General features: G+C 60.1%; 11 protein-coding genes. 3 read left to right on the forward strand and 8 right to left on the reverse strand.

Annotated features, from left to right (window positions below; genetic code table 11):
* Window positions 1-22: 22 nt before the first annotated feature.
* The 8 genes from GSVR_RS20595 to dapF form a co-directional block, all read right to left on the reverse strand.
* Window positions 23-295 (reverse strand): EscU/YscU/HrcU family type III secretion system export apparatus switch protein, encoded by a 273-nt coding sequence (locus GSVR_RS20595; RefSeq protein ID WP_173195784.1) that lies wholly within the window; start codon window positions 293-295, stop codon window positions 23-25.
* Window positions 282-2519 carry a flagellar hook-length control protein FliK gene (locus GSVR_RS20600; protein WP_173195786.1) on the reverse strand — a complete coding sequence of 746 codons (2238 nt, stop codon included), beginning with the start codon at window positions 2517-2519 and terminating at the stop codon, window positions 282-284. The genes GSVR_RS20595 and GSVR_RS20600 overlap by 14 nt, the downstream gene beginning before the upstream one ends.
* 164 nt (window positions 2520-2683) lie before the next feature.
* Complete coding sequence (locus GSVR_RS20605; protein WP_173195788.1) at window positions 2684-5248, reverse strand: glycosyltransferase family 1 protein; 2565 nt, start codon at window positions 5246-5248, stop codon at window positions 2684-2686.
* A 67-nt stretch (window positions 5249-5315) separates the two neighbouring features.
* Window positions 5316-6527, reverse strand: a complete 1212-nt coding sequence (gspF, locus tag GSVR_RS20610; protein WP_173195790.1) for a type II secretion system inner membrane protein GspF — start codon at window positions 6525-6527, stop codon at window positions 5316-5318.
* A complete protein-coding gene (gspE, locus tag GSVR_RS20615) occupies window positions 6508-8079 on the reverse strand; it encodes a type II secretion system ATPase GspE (RefSeq protein WP_173195792.1) in 1572 nt (523 codons plus the stop codon). Before gspE ends, gspF begins: the two co-directional genes overlap by 20 nt.
* A complete protein-coding gene (gene gspD / locus GSVR_RS20620; protein WP_239077400.1) occupies window positions 8076-10058 on the reverse strand; it encodes a type II secretion system secretin GspD in 1983 nt (660 codons plus the stop codon). Before gspD ends, gspE begins: the two co-directional genes overlap by 4 nt.
* A gap of 113 nt (window positions 10059-10171) precedes the next feature.
* A complete protein-coding gene (gspC, locus tag GSVR_RS20625; RefSeq protein ID WP_173195794.1) occupies window positions 10172-11053 on the reverse strand; it encodes a type II secretion system protein GspC in 882 nt (293 codons plus the stop codon).
* 33 nt (window positions 11054-11086) lie between these two features.
* Window positions 11087-11923 carry a diaminopimelate epimerase gene (gene dapF / locus GSVR_RS20630; RefSeq protein WP_173195795.1) on the reverse strand — a complete coding sequence of 279 codons (837 nt, stop codon included), beginning with the start codon at window positions 11921-11923 and terminating at the stop codon, window positions 11087-11089.
* 195 nt (window positions 11924-12118) lie between these two features.
* Between dapF and GSVR_RS20635 the strand changes: the two genes are divergently transcribed.
* From GSVR_RS20635 to GSVR_RS20645, 3 genes are all read left to right on the forward strand, one after another.
* Window positions 12119-12658 (forward strand): gamma carbonic anhydrase family protein, encoded by a 540-nt coding sequence (locus GSVR_RS20635; RefSeq protein ID WP_173195797.1) that lies wholly within the window; start codon window positions 12119-12121, stop codon window positions 12656-12658.
* Window positions 12659-12730: 72 nt separating this feature from the next.
* A complete protein-coding gene (locus GSVR_RS20640; protein WP_173195800.1) occupies window positions 12731-14023 on the forward strand; it encodes an Nramp family divalent metal transporter in 1293 nt (430 codons plus the stop codon).
* Window positions 14024-14027: 4 nt separating this feature from the next.
* Window positions 14028-14924 (forward strand): universal stress protein, encoded by an 897-nt coding sequence (locus GSVR_RS20645; RefSeq protein ID WP_173195802.1) that lies wholly within the window; start codon window positions 14028-14030, stop codon window positions 14922-14924.
* The last annotated feature ends 72 nt before the right edge of the window (window positions 14925-14996 follow it).

The raw sequence follows: 14996 nt of genomic DNA on the forward strand, positions 1-14996 counted from the left end.
CCCCCTCCGTAAATCATGGTTTTTAATTGTCTTCGCGTTCCATCCGATACAGCCACACCAGCAGTTCCGCCACAGCCCGGTAGAGCTCGGGCGGAATAAACTGATCGGCATCGACCTGCATCAACAGGTTGACCAGTTCAGGCGATTCATGTACGTAGACTCCCGCCTCGTGGGCACAGGCAATGATCGCCTCTGCCGTGGCGCCGCTTCCTCTGGCGACTACCACCGGAGCGTAATAACCCTGCTTGTAGGAGAGTGCCGCGGCCTTGCGCTCTTCTCTTTCAGTCCGAGTCATACCTGATCCCTATCTCGTCCGGCGCAAGCCCGGCCGCCTGCAACTGTTCGGCAAGCTCCGGACGGGCGCGATCGAGCCTCGCGGCCGTCTCTGCAGCACCGGTGCGAAGATCGATGCTGACGCGATGGCCATCCATCACCAGGCGCGCCTTGACGAGGCCCAAGTGCGGAAGATCCAGCCGTAGCGTTGTTTCCCACGTACGCTCCCGCTCGCCGTCAGAATTGCGCCTCGCTTCGCGCTCCTGCACTGTCCACTCCATCGGCTGCCCCGGGAAAAGCTCTCCGCTGAATGCTACCTGGCCATTCTGCAAGGCTGCCAACTGCTCGCGCACAACCGGCAGCATCCCCCGGTCGGCGATGAAATCGCGCTCAGACAAGGCTCCGGCCTTCCTGAACATTGTCTCCGCTACCTCCGCCCTCATCGGCGCGGTTCCCGTCGTTTCGGCATCCTCCGGACGATCACTGCCAGAGTTCCCCATGACGGCCGGCTGATGGAGGTGTGACAGGCGCCCCTGAGGTTCCCGCAGTATGTCCGCCAGTGGATAGTCTCCGCCAAACCAGCGCGACAGATGGGATTCATAGAACAGGCCGCTCTCCTGCACCCCCTGCTGGAGCATTTTCCCCACCAGTGGCGCATCGGTTGGCGGCGCATCCATTAGTGCTCGCAGAAGCCCCAGAGTGGTCCGGACAGGTGCCTTCTCCGCAGTCGCCGCCAGAAAACCGCTCAACCATCGGCCGGTATCGCTGACACGGGAGTCTTCCGGCTTTCCGAAGCGCGTCAGCAAAAAGGTTGGCCGCGGATCGTCGGTGATGAAAAACAGCGTTGCCAGGCTTCCGGTTCTGGTCCCCTTCGGCATAACGAATTCAAAAGCCTGTCCGGCCACCTGTACCATGAAGCGGCCGCCTCCGAGGGTTGCCAGCACTTCCGCCTTGAATTGCTGCCCCGGTACAAGGCCGGCGCTCATGGGCTGCTGATTGAGCGCCTCCAGCAGGGCCAGGCGATTGCCCCTGATCAGGGCCTGGAGCAGCTTGATCATCTCGTCGCTGAGCGTCAGTCCGCTGCCGGGCTGCGGCAATGCCTGTCCCGGCGTGATGGCCGCTGAAACGGCCGCTGCTGCCTGTTCATCGGAAACAGATCTTCCCCCGGACAGGAGAAGCGGCTGGTAGGTGACAGCCTCATCCCGGATCGCCGCAAAAGCGGGGGAATCGGCGGGGAGGCTTTTCAGCACCGTATTGAGCCGTTCCAGTACATACATCTGCTGGCCCGAAACCCCTGTGTCGCTGTGTTCCAATGCGCTCAGCCAACGCCCAGCCTCGCTGAGCTCACCTGAAGTGCTTCCCGGTGTACTGCGCGGAACGGCGAAAAGCGGCTTCGGTTCAGCTGAAATAAAGGTCAGCCGGAGGATCTCCCCCTGCTTGGCCGCCCGCGGCAACACCAGCTCCAGTTCGGCGCCGGCCACCTGGATAAAGGTCCGGCCGCCGGGGAGGCTGCCTTGAACGACTGCATCCACCTCCTGGCCCGACATGAGCGGTAGGGGCACGACCGGTGCGTTGACCGCTTCACTGAGCACAAAACGAGAGTTGCGCGCAATCTGCTGCAATACCTGGGAAGCATTGGCCTCAAAGAGCGCCAGACGGGATTGCTCGCTCGGAGGGGCATTGCCCGGTGGCTGGGCTGACGCATCGGCCGAACCAGGCGGGGACTGACGGTCAAGGAGGCTGGGACGAGGCATACCAGCATCCCGTACGCTGCCATAGGTGAGAGCTTCGTCCATCAGATTGGCCAGCACGCCGGCCTCTCCCGGCGCTTGTCGCAGCAGATCGCCAACGCTTTGCAGCGATGAGCGCAGTTGTGGATCGTCGAGCTGTTCGTTGCCGACAAGCAGTCCCAGAAGTCGCGAGGCATCCGAAAGGGTCACCGCAGGTGCCGTGTCCGCCGGGCGGGCAATGGCAAATGTCGCCCGCGGCGTATCGGCCACATAGGTCATTTCCAGGACCTGCCCGGCGCGCACCGCCATGGGCAGATCCAGATTGAGGCGTTCATTGCCGATCTGCACCTGAACGAGCTGGTTCGGCAGCGTCGTCAACACCTCGGCCATCACCGGCTGGCCCGGTCTGAGGCCGAGAACGCCTTCGATCTCACTATCGGCGGAAACGAATGAGAGTGTGGATGCGCGGGAAAGAAGATCGAAGACCTGCTGCCGGACATCTGCGGTTAAAGCCATGAGAGTTCCATCAAGTTACTGCATCTGCTTTTAATTCGGCAGCAGACGTGATGATCAGGATGAACGTTCAGAAACATTACAACGGGACAATGGACTATGAAGCCTACGCCGCACCGCAGCGTACCGAAGAGCAACGCCGTAGATGGACAACAGACGCAGCCGGCCTACCCCCAGACCAGGTAGCCCGGCTCGTAGATATTTCCCAACAACGTGTGCCGCGGCATGACCCGCAGCATGAATCCATGGCGGCCGCAGAAGCGGCATTCGAATTCACCGGCGTACTGATGCAGCCCATCTCCCAGGTCACCGGCATGGTCGAGGACGATCGTCTCCCCCCCCTGTATATTGCCGGTGGAATCCAGCACACCGAAATAACCCTCCACCGCGACATCATCCACCGACAAGCCGCCGAGCATGATCCTCGCCCGCACCGGAATAGTGCTGCCCACTGCCACGGCATCGGAACTTTCGGCCTCAGCCTGTTCGATCCGCACCTGGAACCAGGCAGTGAAGACCCGCTCTTTCCAGTTGGCCAGATCCAGGGCCAGAGCCATGTCGTCAGCCACCAGCCGGCTCCATTGCCGATAGGCGGGGATATAGGCATGCAGTGCATACTCCTGCACCATCCGATCGGTGGAAAATACCGGACACAGGCTCTGCAGGGAGGCCTTCATCATGGAAACCCAGGCCCTGGGTACCCCATCGCTGCTGCGGTCGTAAAACTGGGGCACGACTTCCTTTTCCAGCAGGTCATAGGTTGCACGGCTTTCCACCTGGTTCTGGTACTCGGTATCCTCGTATACCTCCCCCCTGCCGATCGCCCAACCGTTGTTGCCCTGGTAACCTTCGCACCACCAGCCATCCAGCACGCTCATGTTGAGTCCGCCGTTGAAGGCCGCCTTCATGCCGCTGGTACCACTGGCCTCCATCGGACGCAGCGGGGTGTTGAGCCAGACATCGACCCCCTGCACAAGATGGCGGGCCACCTCCATATCGTAATCCTCGATAAACACGATCCGGTGGCGGAAACGTTCCTGATGCGAGACCTGCACGATCTGGCGGATCAGTTCCTTCCCTTCCTGATCCTGGGGATGTGCCTTGCCCGCGAAGATAATCTGTACCGGTCTTTCGGGATTGTTGAGTATCAGGGAGAGGCGGTCCAGATCGCGCATCAGCAGCGTTCCGCGTTTATAGGTCGCAAAGCGCCGGGCAAAACCGATCGTCAGCACCTCCGGGTCAAGCACTTCCTCGGAAGTTGAGATTTCCTTGGTGGTGGCGCCGACCTTGATCAGCTGTTCCTTGAGGCGTCTGCGGGCAAAATCCACCAGCTTCTCGCGGCAACTCTGCTGGGTGCGCCACAGCTCGGCATCCGGAATTCTGGCGATCCGGCGCCAGACGCTGTGGTTGGTGGGATCGTCAATCCAGCGGGTGCCCAGGTACCGCACCAGCAGACTTGCCATCTGGTTGGACATCCAGGTGCGGGTATGAACACCGTTGGTGATCGAATTCAGGGGCTGCTGCTCTTCCGGCAGTTCCGGCCACATGTTGCGCCACATCCTGCGGGAGACTTCACCATGCAGCTGGCTGACGCCATTGGCGTGGTTGGCCAGTCTCAATGCCAGCACCGCCATGCAGAAATTCTCGAGTACATTGTGCGGATTCTGGCGCCCCAGGCCGAGAAAATCATCGCGTGTCAGACCAAGGGACCGGTAATAGCGGCCAAAGTATTTTTCCAGCAGTTCCGCCGGAAAATGGTCGATGCCGGCCTCCACCGGCGTGTGGGTGGTAAAGATATTGCCGGCGTTGACAACTTCCCGGGCTGCCTTGAATTCGAGCCCCTGGTGCTCCATCAGCAGACGGATCCGCTCCAGGGCCAGGAACGCGGCATGACCTTCGTTCATGTGACAGACATTGGGAACGATGCCCAGCGCTCGCAAGGCACGAATGCCGCCGATACCCAGCAGAATTTCCTGCAGGATGCGCATCTCCTGGTCGCCGCCGTAAAGCTGGGCCGTAATCAGGCGATCCTCGCGACTGTTTTCCTCGAGGTTGGTATCAAGCAGGTAAAATGGCACCCGGCCGACCTGCGCACGCCAGATATGAACCCGGAAGGCCCGGGGGCCGAATTCCATCTCCAGGGAAAGCGGTACTCCGGCTTCATCGCGCTCCAGAACCAGCGGCAGGTTGTAGAAGTCGTTCTCGGGGTAGATCTCCTGCTGCCAGCCCTCGTTGTTGAGATACTGGCGGAAATAGCCCTGACGGTAGAGCAGGCCGACTCCCACCAGGGGAAGTCCGAGATCGCTGGCTGATTTCAGGTGATCGCCGGCCAGAATGCCCAGCCCGCCGGAATAGATCGGCAACGACTCATGCAGGCCGAACTCCATTGAGAAGTAGGCTATCTGCATACGCGAGTCGCCGTTGCAGTTCTTGTGGAACCAGGTGCCGGCCTGGAGGTATTCCGTCAGCTTTTCGTCCACCATGCGCAGGTGGGCCATGAAGCCTTCGTCGTTTTTGAGTACCTCCAGCGTTGTCTGCTGGAGGATGCCCAGCATCTCGACCGGGTTGTGCCGCGTTGCCTGCCACAAATCGGCATCCATGCGCCGGAACAGATTGATGGCATCCGGTTCCCAGCACCACCATAAATTGTAGGCAATCCGCTGCAGCGCGGCCAGTTCGCCGGTCAGAGACGGCACGACGGTAAACTTGTGCAGGATTTTGGTGAAATCCATGGGACGCTCCCTTACGGCGAGGTCTGTGCGGAGAAAACACCTGAACCCGTGCGGCGGGACAGTCGCTCTACTTGATCAGCTGGTTCATTTCGAAGATCGGCAGAAGGACGGCAACAACGACAATGCCGACTGCCAATCCCATCGCCAGCACCAGCAGAGGCTCCATCAGCCCCATCAGGCGGGTAAGCCGGGCACTGAACTCGCGCTCATAGGCGAGTCCGGCCTTCATCAGCATCGTTTCCAACGTTCCCCCCTTTTCGCCCACAGCAGTGAGGTGAACCAACAGTGGCGGGAAAAGAGAGCTTTTACGCAGACTGCCGGAAAGACTGGCGCCCTGGGCCACTTCCTCCATCACCTCCCTCAGGAAGGTGCGATAGACCCGGTTGACCAGCACTTCCGAAGTGATTTCCAGGGCGCGGATGATCGGCACCCCGCTGGCGAGCAGCAGACCCAGCACCCTGGCAAATCGCGACAGTACGAGCTGTTTCTGCATGTTTCCGGCCAGGGGTAGCTTCAGCAGCAGGGTATCGCGCCTGAAGCGCCAGTGTTCCCGCAGCATTGCCTTGCGGTAAAGCGGCACGCTGGCAACGGCCAGACCGACCGGAATCCACCACCAGCCGCGCAGAAAATGGCTGAGCTTGATCAGGACCACCGTTATCAGCGGCAGAGCCGCCTTGCTGTTCTCGAAAATCACCACGATCTTGGGGATGACCACGGTCAGCAAGAACATCATCACCCCGCTGCCCACGATGACCATCAGGATCGGGTACGACATGGCCGAGGTCACCCGGCTGCGCACCTGGTCCTGTTCTTCCAGAAAATCTGCCAGACGCTCCAGAACCGCCTCGAGTGCTCCGCCGGCCTCGCCGGCGGCCACCATACTGACATAGCTCTCACCAAAGACCTTCGGTTCAGCGGCCAGGGCACGCGACAGGGACGCCCCTTCGGCGATCCTGGCACTCACTCTGGCAAGCACCTGTTTGAGCGACGGATTTTCCTCCTGTTCGTACAGGGACCCCATTGCTTCGTACAGCGGCACGGCAGAAGCCACCAGTGTCGCCAGCCGGCGGGTGAAGAGCGAGAGGTCGGCAACCGAAATCCCGCGCCGAAACGAAAAAGAAGTTGCAACAGCATCTGTCGCACCTTCTTCACGAACCTCGCGCGGCAACAACCCCTTGCCTTTGAGCTGTACCAGCGCCTGCCGTTCGGACTCGGCCTCGATCAGACCGGAGACGGTTGCACCGGCGGAATTGTATGCCTTATACCGGTACGTCGACATAATCTTCCTGGGTCACGCGCAAAACCTCTTCGATGGTGGTGATGCCAGCCACGGCCCTGGCCATGCCGTCTTCACGCAAGGTCTTCATGCCCCGCGAAATGGCATATTCTTTGATTTCACCGGAATGTGAACGCCGGATTATCATGGAGCACATCTCCTGATCCACCGGCATGATCTCATAGATGGCGGTGCGCCCCACCATCCCCATGCCGAAGCATTTGTCGCAGCCACGCCCGCGGTACAGGCGCTCCGGCAGCCGGACTCCGGGATAGCGTTCGGACGGCTGATACTCTTCCCGGCAATGGGGGCAGATCACCCGCACCAGTCGCTGGGCCACCACCGCGGAGAGGGATGAAGCGATCATGAAGGGCTCGATGCCCATGTCTACCAGCCGCGTAACCGCAGTTGCCGCATCGTTGGTGTGCAGGGTAGATAACACCAGGTGGCCGGTCATACTGGCCTGGATGGCGATTTCGGCCGTTTCGGCGTCGCGGATCTCGCCTACCATGATGATATCCGGGTCCTGGCGCAGAATTGAGCGCAAACCGCTGGCAAAGGTCAGTTCGATGCGCGGATTGACCTGGATCTGGCCGATGCCTTTGATCTGATATTCGATCGGATCTTCAATGGTGATGATGTTTTTTTCGCTGGAATTGAGGCGGCTGAGCGCGGCGTACAGGGTGGTCGACTTGCCGCTGCCGGTGGGGCCGGTGACGAGAATGATGCCGTTGGAACGGCCCAGCATACGCTCCAGGGTGGCCACGCCGGCCTCGCCCAAACCGATATCCGCCAGCGACAGCACCCCCTTTTTCTTGTCCAGAAGACGCAGAACCGCCCGTTCACCATAGAAGGTCGGAATGGTGGAGACGCGGATATCAACGTCCCGTCCGGCCACCAGCACCCTGATGCGGCCGTCCTGGGGCAGGCGCTTCTCGGCGATGTTGAGCCCCGACATGATCTTGATCCTGGAAACCAGCGCCTCCTGAATGATTTTCGGGGGGGAGAGTTTCTCATACATCAGTCCGTCGACCCGAAAACGGACCATCAGATCGCGCTCGTACGGCTCGACATGAATATCGCTGGCCCGCTCCTTGACCGCCTCGGACAGGATCGAGTTCAGCAGGCGGATGACCGGGGCCTCATCTGCCAGGTCCAGCAGGTCCCGCGGATCGCTGAACTCGGTCGCTACAGTGGAGAGATCCTCCCCTTCCAGTTCCTGCAGAACTTCGCGGGCCGTACCGGAAGCGCTGGCATAGACATGGTTGATGGCGTCGGTCAGGACGCTGGTCGGCACCAGCACCGCCTCGACCGGCTTGCCCAGGGTCAGGCGCAGCTCATCCAGGGCCAGCAGCGTGGCAGGACTGCCGATGGCAACCCGGACATGCCCGTCCCTCTCCCTGAGCGGCAACACGACATTGGCGCGGGCAAAGGTCAGTGGAACCCTGGCCAGATAGGCGTCATCGACGTCGGCGGCGCCAATCTCGGCCTGCCAGGCAATCCCCAGCCGCCTCGCTACAGCCTGCAGGTCTTCCGGGGATATCGGCGCGGTCATTGAGCGTTGATCTCCCTCTGCACATCAACCGGTGAGGTCTTTTTGGCGGCATCGCCGAAAGACACGCGCTGGTCGGCAGAAACCGCGGCCAGATCGGCAGCATCCTTGACGATGTGCGGCGTCAGCAGGATCATCAGATTGGTCTTCTGCCTGGACTTGGACTTGGTCTTGAACAGCCACCCCAAAGCAGGAATGTCCCCCAGGAACGGAATCTTCTGGACGACTTCCTCTTCCCGATCCTGGATCAGACCGCCGATGACGATGGTTTCATTGTCCTTCACCACAACGCTGGTCTTGGCCTGGCGTTTGGTGAGTACCAGGTCGATGGCCTGGCCGCGGTCGTTCTTGACGGCGGAAATTTCCTGGCTGAGATCCATACGGATGTAGTCCCCCTCGCTGATCTGGGGCTTGATCTTGAGATTGATGCCCACATCCTTGCGGTCCACCGAGGTGACGGTGCTGATGGTGCTCTGGGTGGTGGCGCCCTGGAAGGGAACGTTCTCGCCGACGTTTATCTCGGCCTCCTTGTTGTCGGTGGTCAGCAGGTTAGGTGTGGAGAGGATATTCAGCAGGTCGTTTTCATCGAGCGCCTTCAGCACGGCGGTCACTGTTACCGGACGCGTCTGGAGGGCGTTGGTGAGCGCGGAGGTTACCACACCACCGGCCGTGGTGCCGCTGAGGCTGCTCAGAACCGTGCTGAAGGTACCCAGCGGGTCATAAATGCCGGCCATTTGCAGGTACTTGTTGATAACCCCGGCGCCGAGCACCCCGCTCTGCAGTCCCAGGTCCCGGGACTTGTTCAGCGAAACCTCGGCGATCATCACCTGTACGAAGACCTGCTTGCTGCGACGATCCAGCTTTTTGATCACCTGCTGAAGGTTGTTGTAATCGTTGGGAGAGGCCATGATGACCAGCGAGTTGGTGGCCTTGTCGGCAGTGATGGTGATCTTTCCGCTTTCGAAGGGGGATCCCTGTGCTGCTGGTGCGCCCGGGGCAGCCGGGACCGCCATTCCCTTGACGATGCCGTCCAGCACCTTGGCCAACTCGGTCGCATCGGTGTTTTCCAGATAATACACATTAACCTTGCTGCTGGCTTCGGGGGGAGCGATATCCAGCTTGGCCACCATTTCCCGCACCGCGCTTTTTATACTGTCGTTACCGAACACCAACAAGGCGTTCAGGCGCAGGTCCGGCAGTATGGAGCCGGCGCCGATGCCGGCTGTGCCGGTCGGAGCCTGCTGTCCGGCAGGCCTGCTTTCCGCTCCCGCAAGCCATTGGCGGATGGTAGTGGCGGCATTTTCGGCGGAGGCATTTTTCAGGAAGATGATTTCGAGCCCTTCGCGGGTCCGCTCGGTATCGATGGTCTGCAGGATACCATGCAGCTTGCGAAGATTGATGGCCGAATCGACGATCAGGAGCATGTTGCCCGGCCCGAAGGCGGAAATGTGTCCATCCTTGGATACCATCGGCTGCAGAAAGGTCAGCGCTTCGTGGGCGGTAATGTTGTCCAGCTTGATTACCTGTGCCAGGTAGTTTTCATTGACCGGCACCTGGGCGCCGGGGGGCAGTACGGTGAAGCCGGACTGCTTGACGGCGGCGGTCGGCACGATCTTGGCCACCTTGCCGCTCTGCACTACGGTGAATCCTTTCAGCTCCAGAACGGAAACAAAGACGTTGTAAGCCTCTTCGGTGGAGAGCTTGGAAGGAGAAAAAACGGAAACCTTGCCCTTGACCCGGTCATCCAGAACGAAATTCCTGCCGGTCAGATCGCTGATGAACTTTACCATGGTGGAAATATCCACCTCGTTAAAGTTGAGTACGACCCCTTTGCCGGCCGCCTGGGCAGGGAAGCTGAAAAGGGTTCCCGCCAGCAGCAGGATGCAGAGGGTACGTACCAGAAAGCGGAATACCGGGTTTGGCCTTCCTGCGGAATGAAATTCCGCCGGTCTCCCTTTGTCAGGGGTCAGGTATCGTATCACAGGTGCGCCTCCACGTAATTTTATCGAAAATCATGCAACCAAACGGACTGCCGGACCTCATGCATGCCTGGCATTCAGGCCTTGCCGGCTCCTGCGGCCCGAAACAAGTGTTCCTAGCGTATATCGTAATTAAATGTGGCCGGTTGTCCGTCCCGGATCAGATCAAGTTTGAGCTTGCTCTGCCCTTTGAGTGCCATGAAGGACTGCAGTGCCTTGTCAGGCGAGTCGATCGGGAAATCGTTCAGACGCAGCAACACATCTCCGTTACGGATCCCGATCATGGCAAAAACTCCGTTGGGCTTGACCTCCGATGCACGGAAGCCTTCCACCTTGCCGTCCTTCTGGCTGGGAAGCAGCCGGGCATCGGTCATGGCCTGGCCGATGTTATCCAGGGCAGCATTAAGGGCGCGCTGATCGATGACAAAACTTCCGGCCCCGGTGCTGGTTACGCCCCCCCCCGAAGGAGCCGGTGATGCGGGCTGGCCTGCCGGTGCAGCGGAAGGAGGAGTCATGGGGGTCAGCAGTTCCACCTTCTTACCGTTGATCACGATGAAGGCCTGATCCTTCTTCACTTCTGCCAGCCGGCCGGCGTCGAACACCATATCGCCCAGACGGAAGACCCGTTCTTCCTGTTTGGTAGAGTGGCGCACCAGAGCGAAGGTCTCACGGAAGGAGCCGGTGGCCGTACCGAGCAACAACAGTTCCGACGGTGCCGTAACCGGAGCGGCCTGTGCCGCAGCCGTCGTGGCCACGATCGGCGAAAGCTGCCCCTGCATTGCCTTGCCGAACAGCCCATTGGACAGAATAGGAGCATAAAAGCTCAGGTCCTCTGTTTTGGCAGCCGGCGGCGCAGGCGTTCCGGCTGCCGGGCCGGCAGCTTTCTTGGGCAACACCGTACCGAGGCGGTTGGACAGCCGTTCAGCTGCAATGAACGCCAACATGGTGATGATCGCAATGCCCAGCAGGATATTTATGGCGTTGATGGCGCGTAGCATGGGAATGTTCCTCCCCCTTTCATCAGGGGGGATTTACAGCTTGATTTCGCCTGAAAAAACTTCCACCGCCGGACCGGTCATGTAGATGCTGCCATCCTCGGCCCACTCCATTTCCAGATCCCCACCCGAAAGATGGTTAAGGATTTTCCTGTCAGTCAGTCCATTCAGAACGCAGGCCGCCGTAACCGCGCTGGCGCCGGTACCGCAGGCCAGAGTTTCGCCTGCCCCCCGTTCCCAGGTGCGCTGACGGACTTCACTGCGCGAAAAGACCTGGACAAATTCCACGTTGGTCCTGCGGGGGAACAACTCATGGTTCTCGATCAGCGGTCCATAGGTGGCAACCGGGAAGTTTTCTACATCCTCCACGAAGATCACGCAGTGGGGATTACCCATCGAGGCACAGGTGATCTGAAAGGTGCGATCCAGGATTGTCAGCGGCTCAGCGATCACTTTGGCGGCGGCGTCACCGGTCATCGGGATCTCGCCCCGGGGCAGCCTGGGTGCCCCCATGTTCACCCGCACCTTTTCGATCTTTCCGTCACTGCCGGCAACCAAGCGCAGCGTGAGGTTCCCGGCTCCGGTCTCGGCCGTAATCTCGTCCCTGGTCACGATACCATGGTCATAGGCATACTTGGCGACACAGCGGATGCCGTTGCCGCACATTTCCGATTCCGAACCGTCGGAGTTGAACATGCGCATGCGCACGTCGGCAACATCCGACGGCATGATCAGGATCAGCCCGTCCGAGCCGATGCCGAAGTTGCGGTTTGAAAGGCGGATTGCCAGCTGTTGTGGATGCTCGACCATTTCCTCGAAGCAGTTTACATAGACATAATCATTGCCGGCACCCTGCATTTTGGTAAATTTCATTGTATTCTCAGCCCTCTTTCGAAAAATATGCGATTGTGGAACATAACAAAAAAGCGCTGCCACAACAAGCAAATAAAATCGGCAAAATCAATCTTAACCCGCCTTGGGAGGGCATTTGCGCTGAAGGATTGCCAAAGGCGCACCGACTGCTGTATATTTGAAAAAATCTAACTTTCAGCAAGGGGCACGCACCCTATGATCCGCTCATTTCAGGGCATCCAGCCACGGCTGGACCCGACCGCCTTCATAGCCGAAACCGCAGTCGTCATCGGCGATGTGGAGATCGGCCCCGGGAGCAGCGTATGGTACAACTGTGTGATCCGCGGGGACGTAAACTTCATCCGCATCGGCGCCCGCAGCAACGTACAGGACTTGTGCATGCTGCATGTCACCCACAGGAAAGAGGACTCGGCCGGAGCACCGCTGATCATCGGCAATGACGTCACCATCGGCCACAGCGTCACCTTGCACGGCTGCACCCTGCATGACGGTTGTTTCATCGGCATGCAGGCGGTGGTCATGGACTCGGCCGTTGTGGGAAAGGGCGCCCTGGTTGGAGCGCGGTCGCTGGTGACGGAAGGTACCGTGATCGAGCCGCATACCCTGTGGATGGGAGCCCCGGCCCGGTACAAACGCCACCTGACCCGGGAGGAGATGCTCCGACTGGAGGTATCGGCCGAGAACTACGTGAAATACTCCCTACAGTATATCAATGAAATCAAAGATGACGACTGACAAATCTTCACTCGCCGCAACCATGCCATCCCTCTGCGGCTGCCACGGCCATCTGCTGCCCGGGTGCCCCCTATGACCGAAGACAACCTGCTCTCATCGGACTCCAGAACAGTGCAATCCGCACTGGACGTGCTCGGCAGCCCCCGCAAACGGGCCAGCCTTGCGAGGCTGATGCCCTTTTTGGGACCAGCCTTCATTGCCAGCGTAGCCTACGTTGACCCCGGAAATTTTGCGACCAACATACAAGGGGGCGCCCAGTTCGGCTACATGCTGGTCTGGGTAATCGTCGCCAGCAACCTGATGGCGATGCTTATCCAGACCCTGTCCGCCAAGCTCGGGATCGCCACCGGCATGAACCTGGCCGAGCACTGCCGGACCCACTTCCCCAAGCCGGTCTCTTTCCTGATGTGGGTCCTGATGGAATTGGTCGCCATTGCGACAGATCTGGCGGAATTTCTGGGAGCAGCCCTGGGATTCCAGCTCCTGCTGGGGGTGCCGCTTTTTGTTGGGGCCGTTCTGACCGCTGTGGTGACGCTGCTGATCCTGGGACTCGAGCGGTACGGCTTCCGCCCCCTTGAGGCGGTCATCGGGTCGATGGCAGGGGCCATAGCGCTGTGCTACCTGGTGGAGACATTCATTGACAAACCCGACTGGGGCAAGGTGCTGTATCATGCGGTGGTGCCCCAGTTTTCCGGCCCTGAAAGCGTGCTTCTGGCCTCCGGCATCCTGGGCGCCACAGTCATGCCCCATGCCATCTTTCTTCACTCTGCGCTGATGCAGGGGCGCATCGTGGTCAGGGACAAGTCGCGCCTGCAGCGCCTGTATCGTTTCGAGATCGCTGACGTGGTGATCGCCATGGGCATAGCGAGCTTCGTCAATGCGGCCATGCTGATCATGGCCGCAGCGACCTTCTACAAGACCGGTAACACCCATGTCGCCACCCTGGAAGAGGCCCATCGCACGCTGGAGCCTCTGCTGGGTCCCTCCGCAAAATGGATCTTCGGGCTGTCGCTGCTGATTTCAGGCCTCTCCTCCTCGACCGTCGGGACCAGTGCAGGGCAAGTGATCATGCAGGGTTTTCTGCAACGGCACATCCCGGTCTGGATCAGGCGTCTGGTAACCATGGCCCCGGCGCTGACGGTGATCTGGCTCGGGCTGGACCCAACCCGTACCCTGGTGCTCAGCCAGGTGGTGCTCAGCTTCGGATTGCCGTTCGCCATCATCCCGTTGGTGATGTTCACCAGCCGGACCGACATCATGGGCGATCTGGTCAACCGCAGAGCAACCACCCTGCTTGCCGCCCTGGTCGCGACCATTATCGTCGTATTGAACATCTACCTGCTGTACAAAACCTTTACCGGGTGACGTCATGTTCAGACATTTCCTGATACCCCTGGATGGATCCAGAATGGCGGAAGCCGCCCTGCCCGCCGCTGCCAGCCTGGCTGAAAAACTTGCTGCGCGCGTCACTCTGATGCATGTGATCGAACGGAATGCCCCCAGCGAAGTGCACGGCCAATCCCACCTGAAGAATGCCGATGCAGCGCACGTTTACCTGGAACAGGTTTCGCGCTGGTTTCCGGCAGCGATACAGGTCGATTTTCATGTGCACGAGGCGGAAGTGGACGATGTTGCCGGCAGCATTGTGGCGCATGCGGACGAACTGGAGCACGACCTGGTGGTCATGTGCTCCCATGGACGCGGCAGGGCACTGCATCTGTTTCTCGGCAGCATTGCCCAAAAGGTGATCGGCATGGGCACCCGCCCGGTTCTGATCACGCATCCCGACGAAAAGGGAGAGCCTCCAGGCTTCGATTGCCGTCATATTCTCGTTCCGCTGGACGGCGACCCCGGTCACGACCTGGCACTGCCGGTTTCACTGGATCTGGCGCGGGCCTGTACAGCCTCCCTGCACCTGGCCACGGTCATCCCCCATTTCACCAGCCTGCCGGGAGAGATGGCCACCACCAGCCGAATGCTGCCCGGAACGACCACCAGGATGCTCGAAATGGCCACCTTGGAGGCGGAGGAGTATCTTCAGAACCTGCTGCATTCCCTGCAGGACCAGGGCTTCGATGCCAGCGCGCATGTGCTGAGGGGAGATCCGGCCAGGCTGATTGTCGACGCCGCCACCCAGGCCCGGGTTGACCTCATCGTCCTTGCCACGCACGGTAAGACCGGAATGAAGGCTTTCTGGGCCGGCAGCGTGGCTCACAGGATCTGCGGGTTCAGCCGGATACCCTTGCTCCTGATTCCGATAGAATAAGAGCGGTACCCCCCTCTCTCACCTTTCGGGATCTCCGCTACCTTGCCTCGGCGCTCTATTTCTGTTATTTTC

The sequence above is a fragment of the Geobacter sp. SVR genome, from assembly GCF_016865365.1.
Taxonomy (GTDB): Bacteria; Desulfobacterota; Desulfuromonadia; order Geobacterales; family Pseudopelobacteraceae; genus Pelotalea.

Coding starts and splice junctions, on each gene's coding strand:
- GSVR_RS20600 (WP_173195786.1), bottom strand. CDS start 2,519: ATGGCTTTAACCGCAGATGTCCGGCAGCAGGTCTTCGATCTTCTTTCC.
- GSVR_RS20595 (WP_173195784.1), bottom strand. CDS start 295: ATGACTCGGACTGAAAGAGAAGAGCGCAAGGCCGCGGCACTCTCCTAC.
- gspC (WP_173195794.1), bottom strand. CDS start 11,053: ATGCTACGCGCCATCAACGCCATAAATATCCTGCTGGGCATTGCGATC.
- GSVR_RS20605 (WP_173195788.1), bottom strand. CDS start 5,248: ATGGATTTCACCAAAATCCTGCACAAGTTTACCGTCGTGCCGTCTCTG.
- GSVR_RS20645 (WP_173195802.1), top strand. CDS start 14,028: ATGTTCAGACATTTCCTGATACCCCTGGATGGATCCAGAATGGCGGAA.
- gspE (WP_173195792.1), bottom strand. CDS start 8,079: ATGACCGCGCCGATATCCCCGGAAGACCTGCAGGCTGTAGCGAGGCGG.
- GSVR_RS20635 (WP_173195797.1), top strand. CDS start 12,119: ATGATCCGCTCATTTCAGGGCATCCAGCCACGGCTGGACCCGACCGCC.
- dapF (WP_173195795.1), bottom strand. CDS start 11,923: ATGAAATTTACCAAAATGCAGGGTGCCGGCAATGATTATGTCTATGTA.
- GSVR_RS20640 (WP_173195800.1), top strand. CDS start 12,731: ATGACCGAAGACAACCTGCTCTCATCGGACTCCAGAACAGTGCAATCC.
- gspF (WP_173195790.1), bottom strand. CDS start 6,527: ATGTCGACGTACCGGTATAAGGCATACAATTCCGCCGGTGCAACCGTC.